Below are 20,565 nucleotides of genomic sequence, written 5' to 3'. Positions count from 1 at the left end.
GAAATCCACCTCACACGACGCCCCCGGGCGCCCATGAGATAGATTTCCCGCCTCGTCGCGTGAGGGGTCGTAGCCTGGGGCCGTGACCCTGCCCGCCCCCGCCGCTCGCCGCCCCTCCGCGGCCCTGCTGTGGGTGCTGCTGGCGGCGATGGGCGCCGGGCCCCTGTTCAACTACGGCGTCTCCGCCTCCTCCACGGTCGTGATGGAGCGGCTCGACGTCACCTCGGGCCAGCTCGGCACCGTGATGACGGTCGTGTTCGCGGCGGCCGCCGTCACCTCGCTCGGCCTCGGCCGGGCCGCCGACCGCCTGTCCGCCCGCGCACAGCTGAGCATCATCTTCGGCGGCACCGCCGCGGCGCTCGTGCTCGGCGCCGTCGCCCCGTCCCTGCCCGTGCTGTACGCGGCGGCCGCCGTCGCGGGCGTCACGCAGGCCATCTCCAACCCCACCACGAACCGGATCATCCGGACCGTGGTGCCGCCGGAGAGGCGCATCGGGTGGGTCGGGGTGAAGCAGTCCGGCGTGCAGGCGGCCCAGCTGGTCGGCGGCCTGTTCTTCCCGGCCGCGTCCCTCGCCCTCGGCTGGACGGGCGCCGCGCTGGGGGCCGCGGTGCTCATCGGGGCGCTCTGGGTGCTCGCGCTGGTCGCCGCCCCGCCGCTGCCCGGGGCGCCGCCGCCGGCCACCGGCCCCGTCGGCGGACGACGACGGCGGGACACCTCGCCCCTGCCGGCCACGGTCTGGTTCTTCGCGGCGATCGCGTTCCTCACCGGCCTGGGCATGCAGGCCACGAACACGTACCTGCCGCTGTTCGCGGTCGAGACGCTGGGGATGACGCTCGTGGCCGGCGGTGCCGCGGCGGCCGTGTCCGGGGTGGTGGGGGTGCTCTCCCGGATCGGGTGGAGCCGGCGGATGAGCTCCGGAGACCGGCCCACCACCCTGCTGACCGTGATCTGCCTGGGTGCCGTGGCCGGCGTCCTGGTGTTCCTCGCAGCGGACCTGCTGGATCTGCCGGTCCTGCTGTGGGTGGGCGCCGCGGTGCACGGACTGACGGTGCTGGGCGCCAACGTGGTGATCAACGCGGGCCTGTTGAGCGAGGTGCCGGCCGAGCGGCTGGGCCGTGCGACCGGGGCGAACTCGATGGGCATGTACGCCGGCTTCGCCCTGGGCCCGCTGCTGATGGGCCTGCTGCGCGACGTCACGGGCGACTACCGGGCCGGCTTCGCGGTCGTCGCGGCCGGGTATCTGCTGGCCCTGGGCGTGGTGCTGCTGTTGCGTCGCCACGTGGGTCGGCGGGGCGCGGCCTGACGCGCAGGGCCAGGACGAGGCCCACCCCGGAGGACCGCGCCTCAGCGACATCACCGCAGTGCAGCCCTGCGGTGATGTCGCAGCGCCGCGGTCGAACGGGCGTACGGCGGAGTGCGGCGCAGTGCGCGGCGGGGCGTGGACGCCTGACACACGACGACGCCCCCGGTCCGTGTGGACCGGGGGCGTCGGAAGCCGTGCGTCAGGCGAAGATCAGAGCTTCGTCACGTTGGCGGCCTGGAGGCCCTTGGGGCCGTCCTGGGTCTCGAACTCGACGCGGTCGTTCTCCTGGAGCTCCTTGAAGCCGTTGCCCTGGATGGCGGAGAAGTGCACGAACACGTCCGCGGAGTTGTCCTCGGGGGCGATGAAGCCGTAGCCCTTCTCAGCGTTGAACCACTTGACAGTACCGACAGCCATGATGGTGTCCTTTCGATGTGCCCCCGCGGTGCGGTGGCGGTGTTGGACCGCGGCCCGGATGTGGGACGCGGGTGAAGCGGCGAGACTGAACCGCTTGCCCAACACTCATCGACGCCGGCGATGCCGGGCTGACGAGCAGTGAAGATGGCGGGATACAGCTTGATCAACTTCAGGCTCCATCATTGCACGGATCTCGCCGACCGGGAACCAGGGGCCCGATTGTTCACCTGGAGTTCGCTCAGAGCGCGCGCAGGCCGTGGAAGAGGTTGCGGTGCAGGGCGGCCGGGGGAGCGGCGTCCGTGTGATCCGCGAAGGCCGTCACCTCCAGCAGCACCACCGTGTGGTCGCCCGCCGGGACCTCGGCGTGCACCCGCGTCTCGAGCCAGAGCGAGGAGCCCCCGATCAGCAGGGCGTCGTGCGGGCTGCGGTGCACGTCGAGACCGGCGAAGCGGTCGCCCTCGCGGGAGGCCAGCTGGCGGCACAGCGGCGTCTGGTCCGCCGCGAGCAGGGAGACGCCGATCGCCCCGGCCCGGCGCAGGCGCGGCCAGGTGCGGGAGCTGTTCTGCGCGGAGAAGGACACGAGGGCCGGCTCCCAGGAGATGCCCACGCCGAAGGAGGAGGAGACCATCACCTCGGGGACGCCGTCGGCGAGGCCTGCCAGCGCGACGACCCCGGTGGGGAAGGCCGAGAGGCCGGAGCGGAGGTTGCCGAGGGACAGGTCGGTGTCCCACGTGGCGGTGTGGGGTTCGTGGGTCAGGGTCATGGCGCGCGTCCTCTTCCGATGACTGGCGCGGCTCCGCAGAAGGCGGGAACGCGGATCGCCCGGATCCGCGGAGGCGCGGTACTTGCCCGTCGGGGTGTCCGAGGGGCCGAATCATCACCTGGAGCACCCCACTACTGCGTGAGAGGGTTGCCGTCCCGCCGGCCAGGGCCGTGAATGACGGGAACTCGTGATTCTGGGGTCAGCCTACGGAGGGGTCCGTGGGGTGGTCAAAGCGCGGCGGTCGCGCGGCGTCATCCGAGCTGCCCGATGTGATGCTTGACACACCGCGCATCGCCAGCCAGGATCAAGCCACTCGAGAGGGGGGCTCGAGACCGCAGCCCGCGGCCCCGCAGTCGGTTCTCTGAGAGGGATCGGATCATGCGGATGGACATCGAGAAGAAGCGTGCGGCATTGTCGGCCGCCGTGGTCGTCGCGGCTCTCCTCGGTATCGCCATCTCGGGATGCTCCGCTTCCCCGGGCAGCGTCTCCTCCACCGCGGATGCATCCACCGCTGCGGCGTCCTCCGTCACCGTGACGTCAGCGGCCCCCTCGGCAACCCGGTCGGCCTCCGCCACCGGTTCGTCCGCGTCGTCACCCGCCGGTGAAGAAGCACTCCCCGCCGCGCTGTTCGAGGAGGACGGGATGACGTTGGTCGAGTACACGCGCCGGCATCCGGATGCGGGCTATCTCGACCCGGAGAAGGAGTCCGTCCTGGAGGAGGCGGTCGGGACGGGCACACAGCAGATCACCGTGGACGCTCAACAGGGTGCGGTCCTTCGGGTCATCGTGCTGTGTCCTTCGGATGCCACCGGTGAGACGGAGATCCTGACCTCACGGGGTGGCGGGGGAACGAAGACCTGGATGGCCGGGTCGGAGGCGCTGTGTGGCGGCTGGTCGGCGGCGACTCCCCCCGTGGATGAGGCGGGGCCGATGACGTTCACCGTCACGGTGGACAACGACAAGCCGTTCCGGATGGTGCTGACCGCACCCTCCGCATGAGGCTGCCATCACGACGGCGGATGACGGCGCGGGGAGGACTGAGTCGCTCAGCGTCGGTCGCGGCCGCGCAGCGCGTCCAGCTGCCGGCGGTCCCGTTTGGTGGGCCGGCCCGCGCCCCGCTCGCGGTACGGCACCGCGAGCAGCTCACGCGGCACGGGCGGCGGGGAGTGGTCCACGTACTGCTGCCGGGCCACGGGGGCACCCACCCGCTTGGCGATCAGCCCCGTGACCTCGAGGATCCGCTCGCGTCCGTCCTGGCGCACCCGCACCCGGTTCCCGACGACGACGGGCGTCGCCGCCTTCACGCGCTCGCCGTCGATGCGCACGTGGCCTGCGCGCACGGCCGCCGTGGCCGCCGACCGGGTCTTGTACAGCCGCACGGCCCACAGCCACGCGTCGATGCGGACGCCGCTCACGCCCGCCCCCTCACGCGAAGCGGGCGCGGATCGCGGCGCCGTGCGCGGGCAGGCGCTCGTCCTCGGCCAGCACGCCGATCTCGTCCGCGACCTCCTCGAGCCCGGTCTCCGTGTAGCGGATGCGCTGCTGCAGGCGCAGGAACGTCACGGTGTTCAGACCGGAGGAGTGCCGGGCCGTCCCCGAGGTGGGGAGCACGTGGTTGGACCCGGCCGAGTAGTCGCCCAGCGGCACGGGGGCGTACGGGCCCACGAACACGGCGCCGGCGTTGCGGATGCGCCCCACGAGGGCCTCGGGGTCGCGCGTCTGGATCTCGAGGTGCTCGGTGGCGTAGCGGTCGGAGACCTCCACGGCCTGGTCCATGTCCCGCACCAGCAGCACGCCGGACTGGGGGCCGGTGAGGGCCTCGCGGATCTGGTCCTCGTGGAACGCCCCGGGCACCTGCGCCTCGATCGCCGCCAGCACGTCCCGGAGCAGGTCCTCGGAGTCCGTGATGAGCACGGAGGCGGCCAGCGGGTCGTGCTCGGACTGGCTGATCAGGTCCGCGGCCACCCAGTCGGCGCGGGCGGTGCCGTCCGCGATCACGGCGATCTCGCTCGGCCCGGCCTCGGCGTCCACGCCGATCACGCCCTGCAGGGCGCGCTTCGCGGCGGCCACGTACACGTTGCCGGGCCCCGTCACCAGGTCGACGGGCGCGCAGAGCCACCCGCCGTCGTCGTCCTGGACGCCGTGCGCCAGCATGGCCACGGCCTGGGCGCCGCCGGCCGCGTAGACCTCGTCCACGCCCAGCAGCGCGCACGCGGCGAGCACGGTGGGGTGGGGCAGGCCGCCGTGGTCCCGCTGCGGGGGCGAGGTCACCGCGAGGCTCCCCACGCCGGCCGCCTGCGCGGGCACCACGTTCATCACCACCGAGGAGGGGTACACGGCGCGGCCGCCGGGCACGTACAGGCCCACGCGGCCCACGGGGATCCAGTGGTTCTCCACGACGGCGCCCTCGCCGAGCTCGACCGTGGAGTCCTGGGGGTGCTGGGCGTCGTGCACGAGCCGGGCCCGGCGGATCGACTCCTCCAGGGCGGCGCGCACCCGCGGGTCGAGCCCGGCCAGGGCGGCCTCGAGCGCCTCCGCGGGCACGCGCAGGGCCGGCGGACGGACACCGTCGAACCGCTCGGCCAGCTCCAGCAGGGTCTGCTCGCCGCCGTGGCGGACCCGCTCGATGATCGGGGCGACCACCGGCACCACGGAGGACACGTCCACGTTCGCCCGCGGGATGATGCGGGACAGGTCCGCGGTGGCGGTGTCGAGTGGGCGCAGGTCGGTGACGGAGAGCACGGATTCCTCCAGAGGGGCGGCGGCGGGCCGGCGGGACGGGGCGCGACGACGGCCGGGCCCGGACCGCGCGGACGGTCAGGCTCCATTGTGCTCTTCTCCGGGGCGCGTCCGGGGGCGGGTGTCAGACTGTCGTCATGGTCTTCCCCGTCCTGCCCGCCCTCGCGACCCCGCCCCTGCTGACCGCCCTGGACCGCCTCCTGGCGGGCGAGACCGTGCCGACCGGGGTGGAGGGGGACTTCCAGGACGGGGCGGCCGCCACCACGCGGGCCTTCGGCGTGGAATGGGGGACGCTGCTGACCGTGCTGATGGCGTTCGCGATCGGCGCGGCGGTCGTGTACCTGGCCCTGCAGGTGGCACGCGTCGTGCTCGTGCGCCGCCCCGCGTTCCAGCAGGGCGCCGCGCGGCTGAGCCTGCCGGCCGCCGTCGCCGCCGGCCTGCTGGCCTCCCGGATCTGGCTCGGGGTCATGGCCGAGGAGCAGACCTGGTACCGGCCGGCGTCGTTCCTGATGCTCATCGCCGTGGCCGCGGCGGTCGCATGGGCCGCGTGGCGCCTGGTCGGCGTGATCGAGAAGGGGATCCTCGGCCGCTACCAGGAGACCGGCGTCGAGCACCGCCGCGAGCGACGCATCCGGACGCAGACCATCCTGATCCGGCGCATCCTCAACGCGGTGATCGTGGTGGTGGCCGTCGCCGTGGTCCTGCTGGGGGTGCCCGAGGTGCGCTCGCTCGGGGCCGGTCTGCTCGCCTCCGCCGGTGTGATCTCGGTGATCGCCGGCCTGGCCGTGCAGTCCACGCTGACCAACGTGTTCGCCGGCTTCCAGCTCGCCTTCACGGACGCGATCCGGGTGGGCGACGTGGTGGACATGGAGGGCGTGTTCGGCACCGTCGAGGAGATCACCCTGTCCAACGTGGTGCTCAAGCTCTGGGACGGTCGCCGCATGGTCTACCCGTCCTCGCACTTCACCACCCAGCCGTTCGAGAACTGGACGCGGGTGGGCGCCGAGGTCTCCGGCGTCGTGGAGCTGGACGTGGACTGGCGCGTGCCCATGGACGTGCTGCGCGCACGACTCACCCAGCTGCTCGAGTCCACGGACCTGTGGGACGGACGCGAACACGCGCTGCAGGTGACCGACGCGACCGGCGGCGTCGTGCGCATCCGCGCCGTGGTCTCCGCCCGCAACTCCGGCGACCTCTGGGACCTGCGCTGCCTCGTGCGCGAGGACCTCGTGGCCTTCCTGCGCCACGAGCACCCCGAGGGCATCGTGGTGCAGCGCATGGTGGACCGGCACCCCGCCCACGACGACGCGGCGCCCGCCTCCGAGGGATCCGACGCGGGGGCCCGCGGTGGCGACCGGACGGGTGAGCCGGGCCCGGACGGCTCCGGGGTGGCGGCCCGCGAGCCGCGCCCGCGCACCGCGCCGCTGCCGCGCGTCGACGGCGCCGATCCACGCCCGGACACCCTCACCACACCGCTGACCCGCGTGGGTGACCACTCCGGCCTGTACACCGGCTCGATGACGGCGGTGCAGCGCAACCGCGAACTCGCCGGCCCGGGCGAGGAGGCGTTCGCCGAGCGGCGCGCGCAGCAGGCCAAGCAGGCGGCGGAGGCCGCGGCGGCGGACGAGGCCGGGCGGCGCAGCGGCGCCGGCTCCCACACGGACGGCCTCCTCGACGACGCCGTCACGCGCCGCCGTCAGGACGACGAGGACTGAGGCCCGGCGGGAGCGCTCAGCGCTCGAGCGTCGGGTCCCCGGGATCGACGGGCGTGAGCCGACGCCGCTCGGCCATCGGCTCGGACGCGGGCAGGCCGTGGGTGCCCGGGTCCGTCTCGGCGACGTGGCTCACGGCCTCGGGCGTGTGGTCCCCGTACTGCCGGTACTCCTTCACGCACAGCACGGGCTGATCGATCTCCTGCAGCAGCTCGTCCGAGACCGATCCCATGACGAACCGGCCGAAGCCGCCGCGGCGGCGCACGCCGATGACCACGATGGACGGGTCCAGCTCCGCGGCGACGTCCTTCATCTCCTCCACCGTGGACCGGCCGCGCGCGTACTGGCGGAACTCGGCCGTCACGCCGGAGGCGTCCAACCGGGCCTGCACGCCGCGCTGCTGCTCCTCCGTGACGAGGGACTTGGTGCGGTGCTCGCCGCCGGGGCCCGCGTTGACCACCACCACGTGCTCGCCGGTGGAGCGGGCGATGTCCAGGGCGGTGTCCAGAGCGGCGTCCGCGGCCTTCGAGGGGGCGTAGCCGACGAGGATGGTCATGGGGTGCCTCCGCGGGGTCGAGGGGACGGGTCTGAGGTCAGCGTAGTGCGGGCCGGGCCCGCGGCGGAGGGGCTCAGCCCTCGCGCAGGTGGCGCAGGTGCGCGGCCACCGTCTGGACGGCCACGCGGGCCACGGTGCCGGTGAGGCCGGGGTAGATGCGCGGGGCCAGGTCCTCGGGCGTGATCGTCGCCGCCTCGGTCTCGGGCAGCGCGGCCAGGGCGGCGCGGATCTGCTCCAGGCGGCCCTCGCGGTGGTGCCGGTAGTCGCGGGCGACGACGTCCAGCGGCCCCGGCACGGGCCCGTGCGCGGGCAGCACCGTGAGCGGGCCCGCCGCCTCGAGGCGGCGCAGGCTGGCCAGGTAGTCGGTGAGGGTGCCGTCCGGGTGGTCGAGCATGGTGGTGCCCGAGCCGAGGATGGTGTCGCCCGTGATGACCGCGCCGTGCGCGCCCGCGTCCGGGACGGCGAACGAGTAGGAGTCTGAGGTGTGGCCCGGGGTGTGCCACGCCAGCACCGGGGTGCCGGCGACGTCGATCCGCTCGTCCGGCGTCAGGACGGCGGCCCCGCCGCGGCACCAGTCCGGGTCCGCGGCGCGCACGGGCGCGTCCGTGGCCGCGTGGAACGCGTCCACCCCGCCGGTGTGGTCGGCGTGCCGGTGCGTCACCAGGATGAGCGCGATCCGGCGCCCCTCGGCCGCCGCACGGACGCGCTCGAGGTGCGCGGCGACGTCGTCTTCCGGGCCCGGGTCCACCACGACGGCCGCGTCCGAGCCCGGTGTGGCGACCACGTACGTGTTGGTGCCCGCGAGGGTCATCGGGGAGGGGTTCTGGGCGGTCACGCAGCGCACCAGCGGGGCGGGCGTGGGGCCGGGCGTGGCGGTGGTCGTCGTCATAGGCTCGAGTGTATGGAGAACCAGCAGACCGGCCAGGCCGCGGACCGCGGCACCATCGACTCGCGCGAGGGGCTCAAGGGCAACTACGTGCAGTCCGGGGCGGAGTTCACGCGGGACACGAACTACATCGCGGACCGGATCGTGGCGGACCCGGAGGCCGCGCGGGTCCTGCCCGTGGCCGAGCCGTCCACGGTCGGTCGCGTGGGCGGCGGGCTCACCGAGGGGGCCGAGGCGTGGCCCGTCGAGGCGGGCCGCTACCGGCTCGTGGCGGCGCGGGCGTGCCCGTGGGCGAACCGGACGATCATCGTGCGGCGCCTGCTCGGTCTGGAGGACGCGATCTCGCTGGGCACCCCGGGGCCGACCCACGACGAGCGGTCCTGGACCTTCGACCTCGACGAGGGCGGGAAGGACCCCGTGCTCGGCACCGAGCGGATCCAGGAGAACTACTTCACGCGGTTCCCCGACTACCCGCGGGGCATCACGGTGCCGGCGATCGTGGACGTGCCGACGGGCGGCGTCGTGACCAACGACTACCCGCAGATCACCCTCGACCTCTCGACGGAGTGGACCGCGTTCCACCGCGACGGCGCCCCGCAGCTGATCCCCGACGCCGGGCCGGAGCGGGACGAGATGTTCGAGGTGATCGAGCGCGTGTTCACCGAGGTGAACAACGGCGTGTACCGGTGCGGCTTCGCGGGGTCCCAGGAGGCGTACGACGCCGCGTACGAGCGGCTGTGGACCGCGATGGACTGGCTCGAGGAGCGCCTGACGACGCGCCGCTTCCTGATGGGGGAGCGGATCACCGAGGCCGACGTGCGGCTGTTCACCACGCTGGTGCGGTTCGACCCCGTGTACCACGGGCACTTCAAGTGCAACCGGAACAAGCTGACCGAGATGCCGGCGCTGTGGGGCTACGCGCGCGACCTGTTCCAGACCCCGGGCTTCGGCGACACGATCGACTTCGCGCAGATCAAGGAGCACTACTACGTGGTCCACGAGGACATCAACCCGACGGGCATCGTGCCCGCGGGCCCGGAGCTGGCGAGCTGGCTGAGCGAGCACGGGCGTGAGGCGTTCGGCGGGGACCCGTGGGGCGGCGGCACCGCACCCGGGCCCGTGCGCGAGGGCGAGCGCGTGGACCCGGAGCACACGCCGCTGCGGTGAGGCCGCTCGGCCCGGCCCGCAACGCGGGTTGAGTTATCGCGGGTCCTGGGCGGGGACACCCGTGAGAACTCAACCCGCGTTGGCGTGCGGTGCGGGGGTCAGTCCCAGAGCCCCGGGCCGTCGGTCCACTGACGCAGGGTGACGCGGCGGATCGTGCGCAGGTGGGTGCGCATGGCCTCGCGGGCGGCCTCCGCGTCTCCGGACTCCACCGCGTCCACGATGCGCGCATGCTCATCGAGCTCGACGTCCGACTCCATGTGCGCGTTGAGACCGCCGAGGACGTGATGGGCCCGGGCCGTCTCATCGAAGCACCGCTCCAGCGACGTGGACAGGCGCCCGTTCCGTCCGAGCAGGGCGAGGGATCGGTGCAGGTCGGCCGCGTGTCGCATCCGCTCCAGGGGATCGGTGGCGACGCCCTGGTCCGCGAGGAGGGTGCGCAGACGGGCCACGCCCGCGGCATCCGCGTACCGCGCCGCCTCGGCCGTGGCGTGCGGCTCCAGGAGCATGCGCAGATCGAGCACCTCGGCGAGGTCCTGCGGCGTCATCGTGGCGACGAGATACCCCTTCTTCGGCAGCACGGTCACGAGGTGCTCGGCGGCGAGGACGTGGAGGGCCTCGCGGACAGGGGTCTTGGAGGTCGCGAAGCGGGCGGCGAGCTGGGGCTCCACGAGCACCTCACCGGGACGGATCGCCCCGGTCAGGATCAGGCCGCGCAGCTCGGAGAGCACCCGTTGACCGCGAGGGGTCCGGGAGGCACCCGGTGCTGGGGCGCCCAGGGCCGGGCCGTCGCGACCGTCGTCGCTCCGCCCACCTGTCCCGTCATGCATGTTGTGGACTGTATCACCGTGCTGATAGAAAGATATTTCATGGACACCACTCGATCCGCGGTAAGCCCCCACACCCCGGAGCCTTCCGTCGACTCCCGCCCGGACCACTCCCGCGGCATGACCCCTGGCGCACGTCGCGCCCTGACGGCGGCCGTCACGGGCACGCTCATCGAGTGGTATGACTACGCCCTCTACGGGGCCGCCGCCGGCCTCGTCATCGGCCCGCTCTTCTTCGCCGGCGTCGGTTCGGGTGCATCGCTGGCCGCCTTCGCCACCTTCGCGGTCGGTTTCGTGGCGCGCCCGCTGGGCGGGGCGCTCATCGGCCATCTCGGCGACCGCCATGGTCGCCGCCCGGCCATGCTGCTCACGATCCTCATGATGGGCGTGGCCACCGTCGGCATCGGCCTCCTGCCCACTGCGACGGCGGTCGGTGCCCTGGCGCCCGTGCTGCTGGTCCTCCTGCGGCTGCTCCAGGGCATGGGAGCCGGCGCCGAGCTCGCGGGGGCCATGACGCTCGTGGCGGAGTTCGCGCCGCCGGCCCGCCGCGGCCTCTACACCTCCTTCGTGCTGGCCACACCGCCGGCGGGCATCGCCCTGGCCACCGCGGCGTTCCTGGGTGTGGCCTCCCTGGGCGACGAGGCACTCTTGGCAGGCGCCTGGCGCTGGCCGTTCCTCGCCTCGGCCGTGCTGTTCGTGCTCGCCTGGTTCATCCGCCGCAGGCTGGACGAGACACCGGAATACCGCGAGGCGCAGCGCCGCGCCGCCGAACGGGGCGAGCGGGAGAAGACCCCCGCCGTCGAGCTGGTCCGGACGCGGGGGCGGGCCCTCATGGCGGGCTTCCTCTCCATCACGGGCCACAACGCACTGAACTACGCCATGGCCGTGTTCGCCCTCTCGTTCCTGACCTCCGCGTCGGTGGGCCTGACCCGGCCCGAGGCGCTCGGCGCCGTGACCCTCGGGTCCCTGGCCGGCGTCCTCGCCACCCCCGTCGGCGGCTGGGCGGCGGACCGCTTCGACGCGGGCCGCGTGCTGGCCCTCGGCTCCCTCCTGGGGGCCGGGTACGTGTTCGTGCTGTTCGCAGGCATGGCCAGCGGTTCTGCTGTGACCGCAGGCCTGGCCATCGCGGGTGGCTACGCGTTCGTCATCGCCCTGACCTCGGGCGCGCAGGGCTCCTTCCTCGCCGGGCTGTTCCCGCCCCGTCAGCGCTTCTCCGGCATCGGCATCGCCCGCGAGGCCAACGGCGCCGTCGTCGCCGGATTCACCCCCATGGTCGCCGCGTGGCTCGTCGGGCAGGCCGGCGGTGCCTGGTGGCCGGCGGCGTGCTTCGTCGCGGCGTGCTGCCTGACGTCCGCCGCCGCCGTCGTCCTCTGGCTCCGCGCCCGCCCCGCCGCCGAACACTGAGCCGACGCCCGCCCTCGCCCCTCCGATCCACCGACCCCGAAAGGACCCCATGTCCCGCCCCTCCCGCCTCACCCCGCTGACCCGCCGCCTGCCCGACGTCGCCGAGCTCGCCCCGCTGATGCGGTTCTCCCCGCCTGGGCTCGGGCGCCAGGCCCGGCTCGCCCGGGCGGCCGACGTCGCGGACCTGCGCGCGATCGCCAAGCGTCGCACCCCGGCCGCCGCGTTCGACTACGTGGACGGCGCCGCCAAGCGCGAGGTCACCGCGCGCCGCTCCCGCGAGGTCTTCGATTCGGTGGAGCTGCTGCCGCGGATCCTGCACGGCGTGGCCGCCCCGGACCTGTCGGTCGAGATCGCGGGAGCCCGGTCCGCGCTGCCGTTCGGGATCGCGCCCACCGGCTTCACACGCTTCATGCACGCCGAGGGGGAGGACGCGGGCGCCGCGGCCGCGGCCGCCGCGGGCATCCCGTTCAGCCTCTCCACGATGGGCACCCGCTCGATCGAGGAGACGGCGGCAGCGTCCGGCGACGGCGACCGGTGGTTCCAGCTCTACCTCTGGAGGGACCGCGACCGCGCCCGCGACCTCATCGAGCGCGCCGCCGCGTCGGGCTACGGCGCCCTGCTCGTCACCGTGGACACGCCCGTGGCCGGCCAGCGGCTGCGCGACGTCCGCAACGGCATGACCATCCCCCCGCGGCTGAGCGCCAAGACCGTCGTGGACGCCTCGTACCGTCCCGAGTGGTGGTGGAACTTCCTGACCACGGACCCGCTGACCTTCGCCTCGCTCTCGGACTCCGCCGGCGATCTGCCCAGCATCATCAACGGGATGTTCGACCCCACGCTGAGCCTGCGCGACCTCGAGTGGATCCGCTCGGTGTGGCCCGGCACGCTGATGGTCAAGGGCATCCTCACGCGGGAGGACACGAGGCGGGCGCTCGACGTCGGCGCGGACGGGCTGGTCGTGTCCAACCACGGCGGCCGGCAGCTGGATCGGGCGCCGGTCTCCCTGCAGGCGTTGCCCGCGGTGCGCGAGGAGGCCGGGGCGGACGTGCCGATCGTGCTCGACTCCGGCATCCTGACCGGCGAGGACATCGTGGCCGCCCTCGCCCTGGGCGCCGACTTCACGCTCATCGGCCGGGCGTACCTCTACGGGCTCATGGCCGGCGGCCAGGAGGGCGTGCGTCGCGTGATCGAGCTGCTCGCGAAGGAGGTCGAGGTCGCGATGTCCCTCATGGGCGCCGCGACGACGGCGGACCTCACCCCCGCCAGCGTCCGCGCGCCCTGGCTCGAAGGCTGAGCGCGCCATCGCGGCGCCGCGCTGACGTCGCTCGGCCCGGCCTGCAACGCGGGTTGAGTTGTCGCGGGTCCTGGGCGGGGACACCCGTGAGAACTCAACCCGCGTTGCCGTGCGGACCGGGTGAGCGCCAGCAGGGCGCGCCGGGGATTGTTGAACAATCATCCTTCATGCCTCAAGATTGTGTGACCGGCACCTCAGCCGGGCCCGATCCGAGAGGACTGCACCGTGTCTCACGCGCCGCAGATCGACCTGAACTCCGACGTCGGCGAGTCCTTCGGCTCGTGGACGATGGGGGACGACGCCGCCATCATGCCCTCCGTCTCCTCCGCCAACGTCGCGTGCGGCTTCCACGCGGGCGATCCCTCGGGGATCGCCCAGACCTGCCGTGACGCGGTCGCCGCCGGCGTCACGATCGGCGCGCACGTGGGCTACCGCGACCTCGCCGGATTCGGCCGCCGCTTCCTGGACTGCACGCCCACCGAGCTGGCCGATGACGTCCTCTACCAGATCGGCGCCCTCGACGCGCTCGCCCGCGCGGCCGGCGGCCAGGTCCGCTACGTGAAGCCGCACGGCGCCCTCTACAACACGATCGTCCGTCACGAGGCGCACGCCCAGGCCGTCGTCGACGGCGTCAAGGCGTTCGGCTCCGACCTCCCGCTGCTGCTCCTGCCCGGCTCCGTCGCCCTGGACAAGGCGGCCGCCGCGGGGCTGCGCGGCGTCGCCGAGGCCTTCGCGGACCGCGGTTACAACCCGGACGGCACGCTCGTCTCCCGCCGCGAGCCCGGCGCGGTCCTCCACGACGAGGACGACGTCGCCGCCCGCATGGTGCGCCTGGCAACCGAGGGCGTCGTCGCGGCGGTGGACGGCACGGACGTGCGCGTCGACGCCGAGAGCATCTGCCTGCACGGCGACACGCCCGGCGCCGTGGCCATGGCCGCGGCCGTGCGCCGCGCGCTCGAGGGCGCGGGCGTGGCCATCAAGGCCTTCGCATGAGCGCCCCACATCACCCCGCCGCCGAGCCGCCGGCCCGCCCGATCCGCTGGGTCGGCACCCAGGGCTTCCTCGTCGAGTGCGCCTCGCTTGAGGACGTCATGGCCGTCCACGCCCACCTCACGGCCCACCCGGAGCGCGGCCAGCGCCAGGTCATGGCCGCCGCCGCGACCGTCCTGGTGACCTTCACCTCGCAGGCCGCCGCCGAGCACGCCGCACCGCGGGTCAGCACTCTCACCCCCGACGCCGGTGAGCTGACGGGGGGCCGCGTCGTCGAGATCCCCGTGGTCTACGACGGTGAGGACCTCGCCGAGGTCGGCCGGCTCACCGGGCTCGGCGTCGACGGCGTCATCCGGGCCCATAGCGAGGCCGACTGGTTCGCCGCGTTCGGCGGCTTCGCGCCGGGGTTCATGTACTGCGCCTCCGAGGCGGCCCCGTTCGAGGCGCCCCGCCGCAGCTCGCCCCGCACGGCCGTCCCCGCGGGCGCCGTCGCCGTCGCCGGGGCCTTCTCTGCCGTCTACCCGCGCACCTCGCCCGGCGGCTGGCAGCTGCTGGGGCACACCACCGCGGCCCTGTGGGACCTCGGCCGCGAGCAGCCCGCCCTGCTGCAGCCCGGCGACCGTGTCCGCTACGTCCCCGTGCGCCCGACGGCGTCCGTCACCTCCGGCACGGACGCGGCGGTCGACGCCACCCCGCCCGCCGACGCCGCGGCCGGCCTCCCGTCCGTGGCCGGCCGCCGCGGCGTCACCGTCGTGGACCCGGGGCTCCTGACCCTGGTCCAGGACCTGGGCCGCCCGGGCCTGGGCGACCTCGGCGTCGTCGTGTCCGGCGCGGCCGATCGGGACGCGGCGCGCCAGGCGAACCGGCTCGTGGGCAACCGCTCACGCGAGGCGGTGCTGGAGACCGCCCTGGGCGGCCTCACCCTCACCGCGCACGGCCACCAGGTGATGGCCCTGGCCGGCGCCGAGGCCGGCGGGACGATCACCGCGGCCGACGGCGCCACGCGCCGGGTGCCCGCCCGCACGCCGTTCGTCGTGCTGGACGGCCAGACGCTGACGGTGGACGAGCCGGTTGGCGGCCTGCGCGTGTACGTGGGCCTCCGGGGCGGGATCGACGTGCCGCCCGTGCTCGGCAGCCGCTCGACCGACACCCTGTCCGGGCTCGGCCCCGCCCCGCTGACGGCGGGGGACCGCCTCGCCCGCCGCGTCGGCCCGGATGCGAGGGGCGCCGCCGGCGCCTCCGCCGCGAGCCCGACCGCCGCCGGCGCCCCCGCCTCGGCGGAGGCCGGCGTCGCGACGGTGGGGGACCCGGAGACCTCGCTGCGCCCCATGCCCGCGCCCGGCCAGGTGGCCGTGCTGCGCGTGGTCCCCGGCCCCCGCGACGACTGGTTCGGCGAGGCGGGCCTGGAGCGGCTGTTCACGCAGGTCTGGGACGTGAGCCAGCAGACCGACCGGATCGGGGTGCGCCTCACGGCCCCCGACGACGGCGCACCGCTCGAGCGCGTGCGCGAAGGTGAGCTGAAGTCCGAGGGCGCCGTGCGCGGCGCGCTGCAGGTGCCGCCCTCGGGTGAGCCCGTCCTGTTCCTCTCCGACCATCCGGTCACCGGCGGCTACCCGGTGATCGGCGTCGTGGCCCGCGCGGACCTCAGCCTGGCGGCCCAGCTGCCGCCGGGCGCCCGCGTCCGCTTCGTCCCCCATCCCCGCCCCGGCGCCGAGACCGTCGTCGACTCCGCATCGCCCTCCGAGGAGACCCCCGCATGACCACCACCCCCGTCGCCCGCCCCGTCACGCGGGTGCTCATCGCCAACCGCGGCGAGATCGCCGTGCGCGTGGCCCGCGCCGCCCGCGACCACGGCATCGCCTCGATCGCCGTCTACTCGGATCCGGACGCCGACGCCCTGCACGTGGCCGTCGCGGACGAGGCCTTCCACCTGCCGGGCGCGTCCTCGGCGGACACCTACCTGAAGATCGACGCGGTCCTCGACGTCGCCCGCCGCGCCGGCGCCGACGCCGTGCACCCGGGCTACGGCTTCCTCTCCGAGAACGCCGACTTCGCGCAGGCCGTGATCGACGCCGGGATGACCTGGATCGGCCCGTCGCCGGACGCCATCCGCGCCCTCGGCGACAAGATCACCGCCCGCTCCCTCGCCCAGCAGGCGGGCGCCCCGCTCGTGCCGGGTTCGGACGGCCCCGTGCCGGACGCCGCCGCCGCGCGCGCGTTCGCCGAGGAGCACGGCCTGCCGATCGCCATCAAGGCGGCCTTCGGCGGCGGCGGCCGCGGCATCCGCGTGGTGCGTGAGCTCGGCGACGTCGAGGACGCGTTCGAGGCGACCGTCCGCGAGGCCGTGGCCGCGTTCGGGCGCGGCGAGTGCTTCGTGGAGCGCTTCCTGGACCGCCCCCGCCACGTGGAGGCCCAGGTCCTCGCCGACGAGCACGGCCACGTGGCCGTGCTCGGCACCCGCGACTGCTCCCTGCAGCGCCGCAACCAGAAGCTCGTGGAGGAGGCCCCGGCGCCGTTCCTCACGGACGAGCAGCGCGAGCGCATCCACACCTCCGCCCGCGAGATCTGCCGCGCCGCCGGGTACACCGGGGCCGGCACGGTCGAGTACCTCGTGGCCCCGGACGGCCTCATCAGCTTCCTGGAGGTGAACACCCGCCTGCAGGTGGAGCATCCGGTCACCGAGGAGGTCTTCGGCGTGGACCTGGTGCGCGAGCAGTTCCGCGTCGCCGCCGGCGAGCCGCTGAGCATCCCCGAGGACCCGACGCCGCGCGGCCACGCCCTCGAGTTCCGCCTCAACGCCGAGGACCCGGCGTACGGCTTCCTGCCCGTGCCCGGCCCGATCGACGCGTTCGAGGCCCCCACCGGCCCCGGGGTCCGCATGGACTCCGGCGTCCGCACCGGCTCCGTGGTGCCGGGCGAGTACGACTCCCTGCTCGCCAAGCTCATCGTGTGGGGCGAGGACCGCGCCCAGGCCGTCGCCCGCGCCCGCGACGCCCTGGCCGAGCTGCGCATCGACGGCGTGCCCACCGTGGTGCCGTTCCACCGCGCCGTGCTCGAGCAGGACGCCTTCACCTCGGGGGACCGCCTCGGCGTCTACACCACGTGGATCGAGTCCGAGTTCGCCGAGCCGCTGGCCGAGTCCCCCTACCTGAGCGCCGAGGTGCCCGCCGGCGGCCGCACCGCCGTCACCGTCGAGCTGGACGGCCGCGCCGTGCGCCTGGGCCTGCCCGCCGATCTCTACGCGGCCCTCCTCGGAGGCGGCGGCGCGGGTGCCGCGGCCCCGGCCGGCGCTGCCGGCGCCGGGAAGCCCGACGACGACGGCGCCGTGGCCTCGCCGGTCACCGGCACCCTGGCCTCGTGGAAGGTCGAGGACGGCGCCGAGGTGGTCGAGGGTGACACGGTCGCGATCGTCGAGGCGATGAAGATGGAGACGCCGATCCGTGCCCCGCGTGCGGGCCGGATCCAGCTCCTCGTGGCCGAGACCCCGGCCTCGGTGACGCGCGGCCAGGCGATCGCCCGGCTGGGGGCGTGAGGGTGCCGGCGCGCGGCGGTGTCACCGGGGAAGGCCTCGCGCCCGGCGTCGGCGGCGGCGAGTCCGCCCCGGCTCCGGCTCCCGTGGCCGCGGCCGCACAGCTGCGGCAGCGGATCGCGGCGGCCGGGCTCGTGCCGGGGGAGCGACTGGGAGAGGTGGCGCTGGCCGCCGAGCTCCAGGTCAGCCGCAACAGCCTGCGCGAGGCGTTCACCATGCTGGCCTCGGAGGGCCTCGTGGAGCGCCGGCCGCACCGCGGGGTGTTCGTGGCGGCGCCGGGTCCGGAGGACGTGCGTGGGCTGTACCGCACGCGTCGGGTGATCCAGCTCGGCGCCCTCGAACACGGCGAGCTCACCCCCGGTGCGGCGCGCCAGCTGCGCTGTGCCCAGGACCTGCTCTCGGGCGGCCCGGACACCCCCGCGCGGGTCCTGGGCGACGCCAACCATCGCGTCCACGTCGGCATCGTGGACCTGGCCGGCGCCCCCGAGCTCACGCGGCTCATGGCGTCGGTGCAGGCCCGCGTGCGCCTGGCGTTCCATCCCATGGACGAGCAGACGCGCCTGCACGTGCAGTTCGCGGACCGCAACCGGTGGATCGTGGAGCGGCTGCTGGCCGGCGACCTCCCCGCGGTGCACGCCGTGTTCGGCGACTACCTGGACGAGGCGGAGCAGTTCGTCCTGGCGCACCTCGCCGCCGTGGGGGACTGACCGCCTCCCCGGGCCCGGACGGTCACGGGACCTGGAACATCCGGTCCGGCAGGTCCGTGATGAGCATGTGCCCGGGCGCGTGCGTGATGGCCAGCGGCGGGCGGGACTCCATGATCGCCGCCTGCGGCGTCACCCCGCACGCCCAGAACACGGGCAGGTGGCCCTGCGGGACCTCGACGGCGTCGCCGAAGTCCGGTGCCGACAGGTCCGTGATCCCGAGGCCGGCCGGGTCGCCCACGTGCACGGGCGCGCCGTGCACCGCGGGGTAGCGGGAGGTGATGCGCACGGCGTCGGCCACGCGGTCGGCGGGGATGGGGCGCATCGAGACCACGAGCGGGCCCGAGAGGCGGCCCGCCGAGGCGCAGCGCCGCGTGGTGCGGTACATCGGCACGTTCACGCCGGCGTCCTGGTGGGCCATCCGGATGCCCTCGGCCACCAGGGCGGACTCGAAGGTGAACGAGCAGCCGATCACGAACGTCACGAGGTCGTCCCGCCACACGTCGAGCAGATCCGTGGGGCGGTCCGTCTCGACGCCGTTGCGGTACACCACGTACTGCGGCACGTCCGTGCGGACGTCGCCGTCCAGCGCGGGGCCGTTGACCTCGCCGGCCTCGAACACGCCGAGCAGCGGCAGGGCCTTGGGGTTGCGCTGGGCGAAGAGCAGGACGTCGTAGGCGTGGTCCTGCGGGATCGAGACGAGGTTCGCCTGCGCGTAGCCGTCGGCGATCCCCGAGGTCGGCCGCACGAGCCCCGCGCGGAACCGCTCGCGGGCCTGCGCGGGGGTCGTGGCGGCGTCCAGCGGCGGCAGCGGCGTCGTCGTGGTCATCTCAGGCACCGGTGATCATCTCGACCATGGGGATGAACCCGCGCACCGCGATGAACACGGACACGATCCACGCGAGCGCGCCGATCACGAGCAGCCACCCGGGGTAGCGGTAGCCGTGCAGCAGGTCGCGGCGGCGCCAGGCCACGTACAGGAGGGCGGCGAAGCCGACCGGCAGGATCATGCCGTTGAACGCGCCGGCGAACACGAGCAGCGTCTGCGGTGCCTGGCGCAGGGCCAGGTAGAGGGCGGTGCAGACCACGATGAAGGCGACCGTCAGCAGGTTGCGGGTGCGGGCGCTGGTGGTGGAGCGGGTGACGAAGCTGATCGAGGTGTACGACGCACCGATCACGGAGGTGACGGCGGCGGCCCACAGGACGATGCCGAACATGCGCAGGCCGATGTCGCCGGCGGCGGCCTGGAAGGCGGAGGCAGCCAGGTTGTCCTTGGACAGCACCGCGCCCGAGGCGACGACGCCGAGGATCGCCAGGAACAGGAGGGCGCGCATCAGGCCGGTCACGAGGATCGAGGCTACGGAGCTGCGGGTGATGTCCTGGACGTCGTCCACGCCCTTCACTCCGGAGTCGATCATGCGGTGGGCGCCCGCGTAGGTGATGTAGCCGCCGATGGTGCCGCCCACGAGGGTGACGATCACGAAGAAGTCGACCTCCTCCGGCATCACGGACTGGCGCAGGGCCTCGCCCACGGGCGGGGCGGAGGTGATGGCCACGTACAGCATCAGCAGGATCATGACGGCGCCGAGCGCCACCACGATCCGGTCCAGGGCCACGCCGGCGCGCTTGGAGAGGAAGATCAGCAGCGCGATGAGCGCGGAGACGCCGCCACCGATCAGGGGGTCGACGCCGAGCATGGCGTTCGCGCCGAGGCCGGTGCCGGCGATGTTGCCGATGTTGAAGACCATGCCGCCGAGGAACACGAGCGCGGCGAGGACCCAGCCGAGGCCGGGCAGGACGCGGTTCGCCAGCTCCTGGGCGCGCATGCCGGAGACGCCGATGACGCGCCACACGTTCATCTGGACGGCGATGTCGATGAGGATCGAGACCAGGATGGCGAACGCGAACGCGGCGCCCATCCGGACGGTGAACGTGGCGGTCTGCGTGATGAAGCCGGGGCCGATGGCCGAGGTGGCCATGAGGAACATGGCGCCGAGCAGTGCGGTGCGCCGGGTGGCGCTCGCGGCACGGGAGTCCGTCTTCGGTGCGGTGCCCGAGGGGGTCGAGCCGTCCGGCCCGGCGTGGGGGATGTCTGCGTGGGACACGGTGGTCACCTTCGTCGAGGGCGCCAGGCGAGGTGACGGGCGTCACGAGGCGCTGGGGGAGACGGTAGCTGTTGTTGAACAATCCTGGCAACAGCGAGACCGGGTGTCGTGGCGTCCCCGCCCGAAGGAACGCCTCACCTGCCTGGCGCGCCCCGCCCCACGCCGCGACCATGGA

19 protein-coding genes and 1 riboswitch are annotated in these 20,565 nt (G+C 74.2%); of the genes, 10 read left to right on the top strand and 9 right to left on the bottom strand.

Annotation, left to right across the window (positions count from 1 at the left end; all coding sequences use genetic code 11):
• Nucleotides 1–82 precede the first annotated feature (82 nt).
• Nucleotides 83–1,303 (top strand): MFS transporter, encoded by a 1,221-nt coding sequence (locus AC0VX2_RS09860; protein WP_355504464.1) that lies wholly within the window; start codon nucleotides 83–85, stop codon nucleotides 1,301–1,303.
• 210 nt (nucleotides 1,304–1,513) lie between these two features.
• Here the strand turns inward: AC0VX2_RS09860 and AC0VX2_RS09855 are convergent, their stop codons facing one another.
• Together AC0VX2_RS09855 and AC0VX2_RS09850 are read right to left on the bottom strand one after the other, a co-directional pair.
• The gene (locus AC0VX2_RS09855) at nucleotides 1,514–1,717 is read right to left on the bottom strand and encodes a cold-shock protein (RefSeq protein ID WP_010080175.1); all 204 of its coding nucleotides are present in this window, start codon (nucleotides 1,715–1,717) and stop codon (nucleotides 1,514–1,516) included.
• Between the two features lie 238 nt (nucleotides 1,718–1,955).
• Nucleotides 1,956–2,480, bottom strand: a complete 525-nt coding sequence (locus AC0VX2_RS09850) for a flavin reductase family protein (RefSeq protein WP_020628180.1) — start codon at nucleotides 2,478–2,480, stop codon at nucleotides 1,956–1,958.
• Between the two features lie 73 nt (nucleotides 2,481–2,553).
• Nucleotides 2,554–2,673: riboswitch (SAM riboswitch) on the bottom strand.
• A 191-nt stretch (nucleotides 2,674–2,864) separates the two neighbouring features.
• Here AC0VX2_RS09850 and AC0VX2_RS09845 point away from each other — a divergent pair.
• Nucleotides 2,865–3,479: a hypothetical protein gene (locus AC0VX2_RS09845; protein ID WP_240739714.1), complete on the top strand. Its 615-nt coding sequence runs from the start codon at nucleotides 2,865–2,867 to the stop codon at nucleotides 3,477–3,479.
• Between the two features lie 47 nt (nucleotides 3,480–3,526).
• Here AC0VX2_RS09845 and AC0VX2_RS09840 read toward each other — a convergent pair whose 3' ends face one another.
• Nucleotides 3,527–3,895 carry an RNA-binding S4 domain-containing protein gene (locus AC0VX2_RS09840; protein WP_129867170.1) on the bottom strand — a complete coding sequence of 123 codons (369 nt, stop codon included), beginning with the start codon at nucleotides 3,893–3,895 and terminating at the stop codon, nucleotides 3,527–3,529.
• A 10-nt stretch (nucleotides 3,896–3,905) separates the two neighbouring features.
• A complete protein-coding gene (gene hisD, locus AC0VX2_RS09835) occupies nucleotides 3,906–5,222 on the bottom strand; it encodes a histidinol dehydrogenase (protein WP_144819998.1) in 1,317 nt (438 codons plus the stop codon).
• 134 nt (nucleotides 5,223–5,356) lie between these two features.
• Here hisD and AC0VX2_RS09830 point away from each other — a divergent pair, with 134 nt between their 5' ends.
• Nucleotides 5,357–6,934, top strand: a complete 1,578-nt coding sequence (locus tag AC0VX2_RS09830) for a mechanosensitive ion channel family protein (protein WP_251393437.1) — start codon at nucleotides 5,357–5,359, stop codon at nucleotides 6,932–6,934.
• A gap of 16 nt (nucleotides 6,935–6,950) precedes the next feature.
• Here AC0VX2_RS09830 and AC0VX2_RS09825 read toward each other — a convergent pair whose 3' ends face one another.
• Nucleotides 6,951–7,487, bottom strand: a complete 537-nt coding sequence (locus AC0VX2_RS09825) for a universal stress protein (RefSeq protein WP_020628186.1) — start codon at nucleotides 7,485–7,487, stop codon at nucleotides 6,951–6,953.
• Nucleotides 7,488–7,560: 73 nt separating this feature from the next.
• Nucleotides 7,561–8,376, bottom strand: coding sequence for an MBL fold metallo-hydrolase (locus AC0VX2_RS09820; RefSeq protein ID WP_101966105.1), 816 nt, complete (start codon nucleotides 8,374–8,376; stop codon nucleotides 7,561–7,563).
• Nucleotides 8,377–8,388: 12 nt separating this feature from the next.
• On the opposite strand from AC0VX2_RS09820, the gene AC0VX2_RS09815 reads away from it, so the two are divergent.
• Entirely contained in the window at nucleotides 8,389–9,540 is a 1,152-nt protein-coding gene (locus tag AC0VX2_RS09815) for a glutathione S-transferase family protein (RefSeq protein ID WP_475432579.1), read from the top strand.
• Nucleotides 9,541–9,638: 98 nt separating this feature from the next.
• On the opposite strand, the gene AC0VX2_RS09810 is transcribed toward AC0VX2_RS09815, so the two are convergent.
• Entirely contained in the window at nucleotides 9,639–10,367 is a 729-nt protein-coding gene (locus AC0VX2_RS09810; protein WP_144819996.1) for a GntR family transcriptional regulator, read from the bottom strand.
• Between the two features lie 39 nt (nucleotides 10,368–10,406).
• On the opposite strand from AC0VX2_RS09810, the gene AC0VX2_RS09805 reads away from it, so the two are divergent.
• From AC0VX2_RS09805 to AC0VX2_RS09780, 6 genes are all read left to right on the top strand, one after another.
• Entirely contained in the window at nucleotides 10,407–11,768 is a 1,362-nt protein-coding gene (locus AC0VX2_RS09805; protein WP_269295325.1) for an MFS transporter, read from the top strand.
• Nucleotides 11,769–11,817: 49 nt separating this feature from the next.
• On the top strand, nucleotides 11,818–13,062 hold the full coding sequence (locus tag AC0VX2_RS09800; RefSeq protein ID WP_119217813.1) for an alpha-hydroxy acid oxidase: 1,245 nt from the start codon (nucleotides 11,818–11,820) through the stop codon (nucleotides 13,060–13,062).
• Between the two features lie 225 nt (nucleotides 13,063–13,287).
• The gene (locus AC0VX2_RS09795) at nucleotides 13,288–14,055 is read left to right on the top strand and encodes a LamB/YcsF family protein (protein WP_036338774.1); all 768 of its coding nucleotides are present in this window, start codon (nucleotides 13,288–13,290) and stop codon (nucleotides 14,053–14,055) included.
• Nucleotides 14,052–15,812, top strand: coding sequence for a 5-oxoprolinase subunit B/C family protein (locus AC0VX2_RS09790; RefSeq protein ID WP_144918912.1), 1,761 nt, complete (start codon nucleotides 14,052–14,054; stop codon nucleotides 15,810–15,812). Before AC0VX2_RS09795 ends, AC0VX2_RS09790 begins: the two co-directional genes overlap by 4 nt.
• The gene (locus tag AC0VX2_RS09785; RefSeq protein WP_396729673.1) at nucleotides 15,809–17,584 is read left to right on the top strand and encodes an acetyl/propionyl/methylcrotonyl-CoA carboxylase subunit alpha; all 1,776 of its coding nucleotides are present in this window, start codon (nucleotides 15,809–15,811) and stop codon (nucleotides 17,582–17,584) included. The genes AC0VX2_RS09790 and AC0VX2_RS09785 overlap by 4 nt, the downstream gene beginning before the upstream one ends.
• Entirely contained in the window at nucleotides 17,581–18,288 is a 708-nt protein-coding gene (locus AC0VX2_RS09780; protein ID WP_095694948.1) for a GntR family transcriptional regulator, read from the top strand. The genes AC0VX2_RS09785 and AC0VX2_RS09780 overlap by 4 nt, the downstream gene beginning before the upstream one ends.
• Nucleotides 18,289–18,310: 22 nt before the next feature.
• Here AC0VX2_RS09780 and AC0VX2_RS09775 read toward each other — a convergent pair whose 3' ends face one another.
• Together AC0VX2_RS09775 and AC0VX2_RS09770 are read right to left on the bottom strand one after the other, a co-directional pair.
• Nucleotides 18,311–19,123: a putative hydro-lyase gene (locus tag AC0VX2_RS09775; RefSeq protein WP_102708537.1), complete on the bottom strand. Its 813-nt coding sequence runs from the start codon at nucleotides 19,121–19,123 to the stop codon at nucleotides 18,311–18,313.
• Nucleotides 19,116–20,399, bottom strand: a complete 1,284-nt coding sequence (locus tag AC0VX2_RS09770) for an NRAMP family divalent metal transporter (RefSeq protein ID WP_041104497.1) — start codon at nucleotides 20,397–20,399, stop codon at nucleotides 19,116–19,118. Before AC0VX2_RS09770 ends, AC0VX2_RS09775 begins: the two co-directional genes overlap by 8 nt.
• Nucleotides 20,400–20,565 lie beyond the last annotated feature (166 nt).

It is taken from the genome of Micrococcus sp. iso_239 (assembly GCF_056173395.1).
The sequence above is the reverse complement of the archived record's forward strand: the minus strand, read 5'-3'. Positions and strand labels throughout refer to the sequence as shown.

Bases quoted from the DNA above. Each gene is read 5' to 3' on its own strand.
- AC0VX2_RS09845 (WP_240739714.1), top strand. From the start codon at position 2,865: ATGGACATCGAGAAGAAGCGTGCGGCATTGTCGGCCGCCGTGGTCGTC.
- AC0VX2_RS09855 (WP_010080175.1), bottom strand. From the start codon at position 1,717: ATGGCTGTCGGTACTGTCAAGTGGTTCAACGCTGAGAAGGGCTACGGC.
- AC0VX2_RS09790 (WP_144918912.1), top strand. From the start codon at position 14,052: ATGAGCGCCCCACATCACCCCGCCGCCGAGCCGCCGGCCCGCCCGATC.
- AC0VX2_RS09825 (WP_020628186.1), bottom strand. From the start codon at position 7,487: ATGACCATCCTCGTCGGCTACGCCCCCTCGAAGGCCGCGGACGCCGCT.
- AC0VX2_RS09820 (WP_101966105.1), bottom strand. From the start codon at position 8,376: ATGACGACGACCACCGCCACGCCCGGCCCCACGCCCGCCCCGCTGGTG.
- AC0VX2_RS09830 (WP_251393437.1), top strand. From the start codon at position 5,357: ATGGTCTTCCCCGTCCTGCCCGCCCTCGCGACCCCGCCCCTGCTGACC.
- AC0VX2_RS09800 (WP_119217813.1), top strand. From the start codon at position 11,818: ATGTCCCGCCCCTCCCGCCTCACCCCGCTGACCCGCCGCCTGCCCGAC.
- AC0VX2_RS09815 (WP_475432579.1), top strand. From the start codon at position 8,389: ATGGAGAACCAGCAGACCGGCCAGGCCGCGGACCGCGGCACCATCGAC.
- AC0VX2_RS09850 (WP_020628180.1), bottom strand. From the start codon at position 2,480: ATGACCCTGACCCACGAACCCCACACCGCCACGTGGGACACCGACCTG.
- AC0VX2_RS09810 (WP_144819996.1), bottom strand. From the start codon at position 10,367: ATGCATGACGGGACAGGTGGGCGGAGCGACGACGGTCGCGACGGCCCG.
- AC0VX2_RS09805 (WP_269295325.1), top strand. From the start codon at position 10,407: ATGGACACCACTCGATCCGCGGTAAGCCCCCACACCCCGGAGCCTTCC.
- AC0VX2_RS09785 (WP_396729673.1), top strand. From the start codon at position 15,809: ATGACCACCACCCCCGTCGCCCGCCCCGTCACGCGGGTGCTCATCGCC.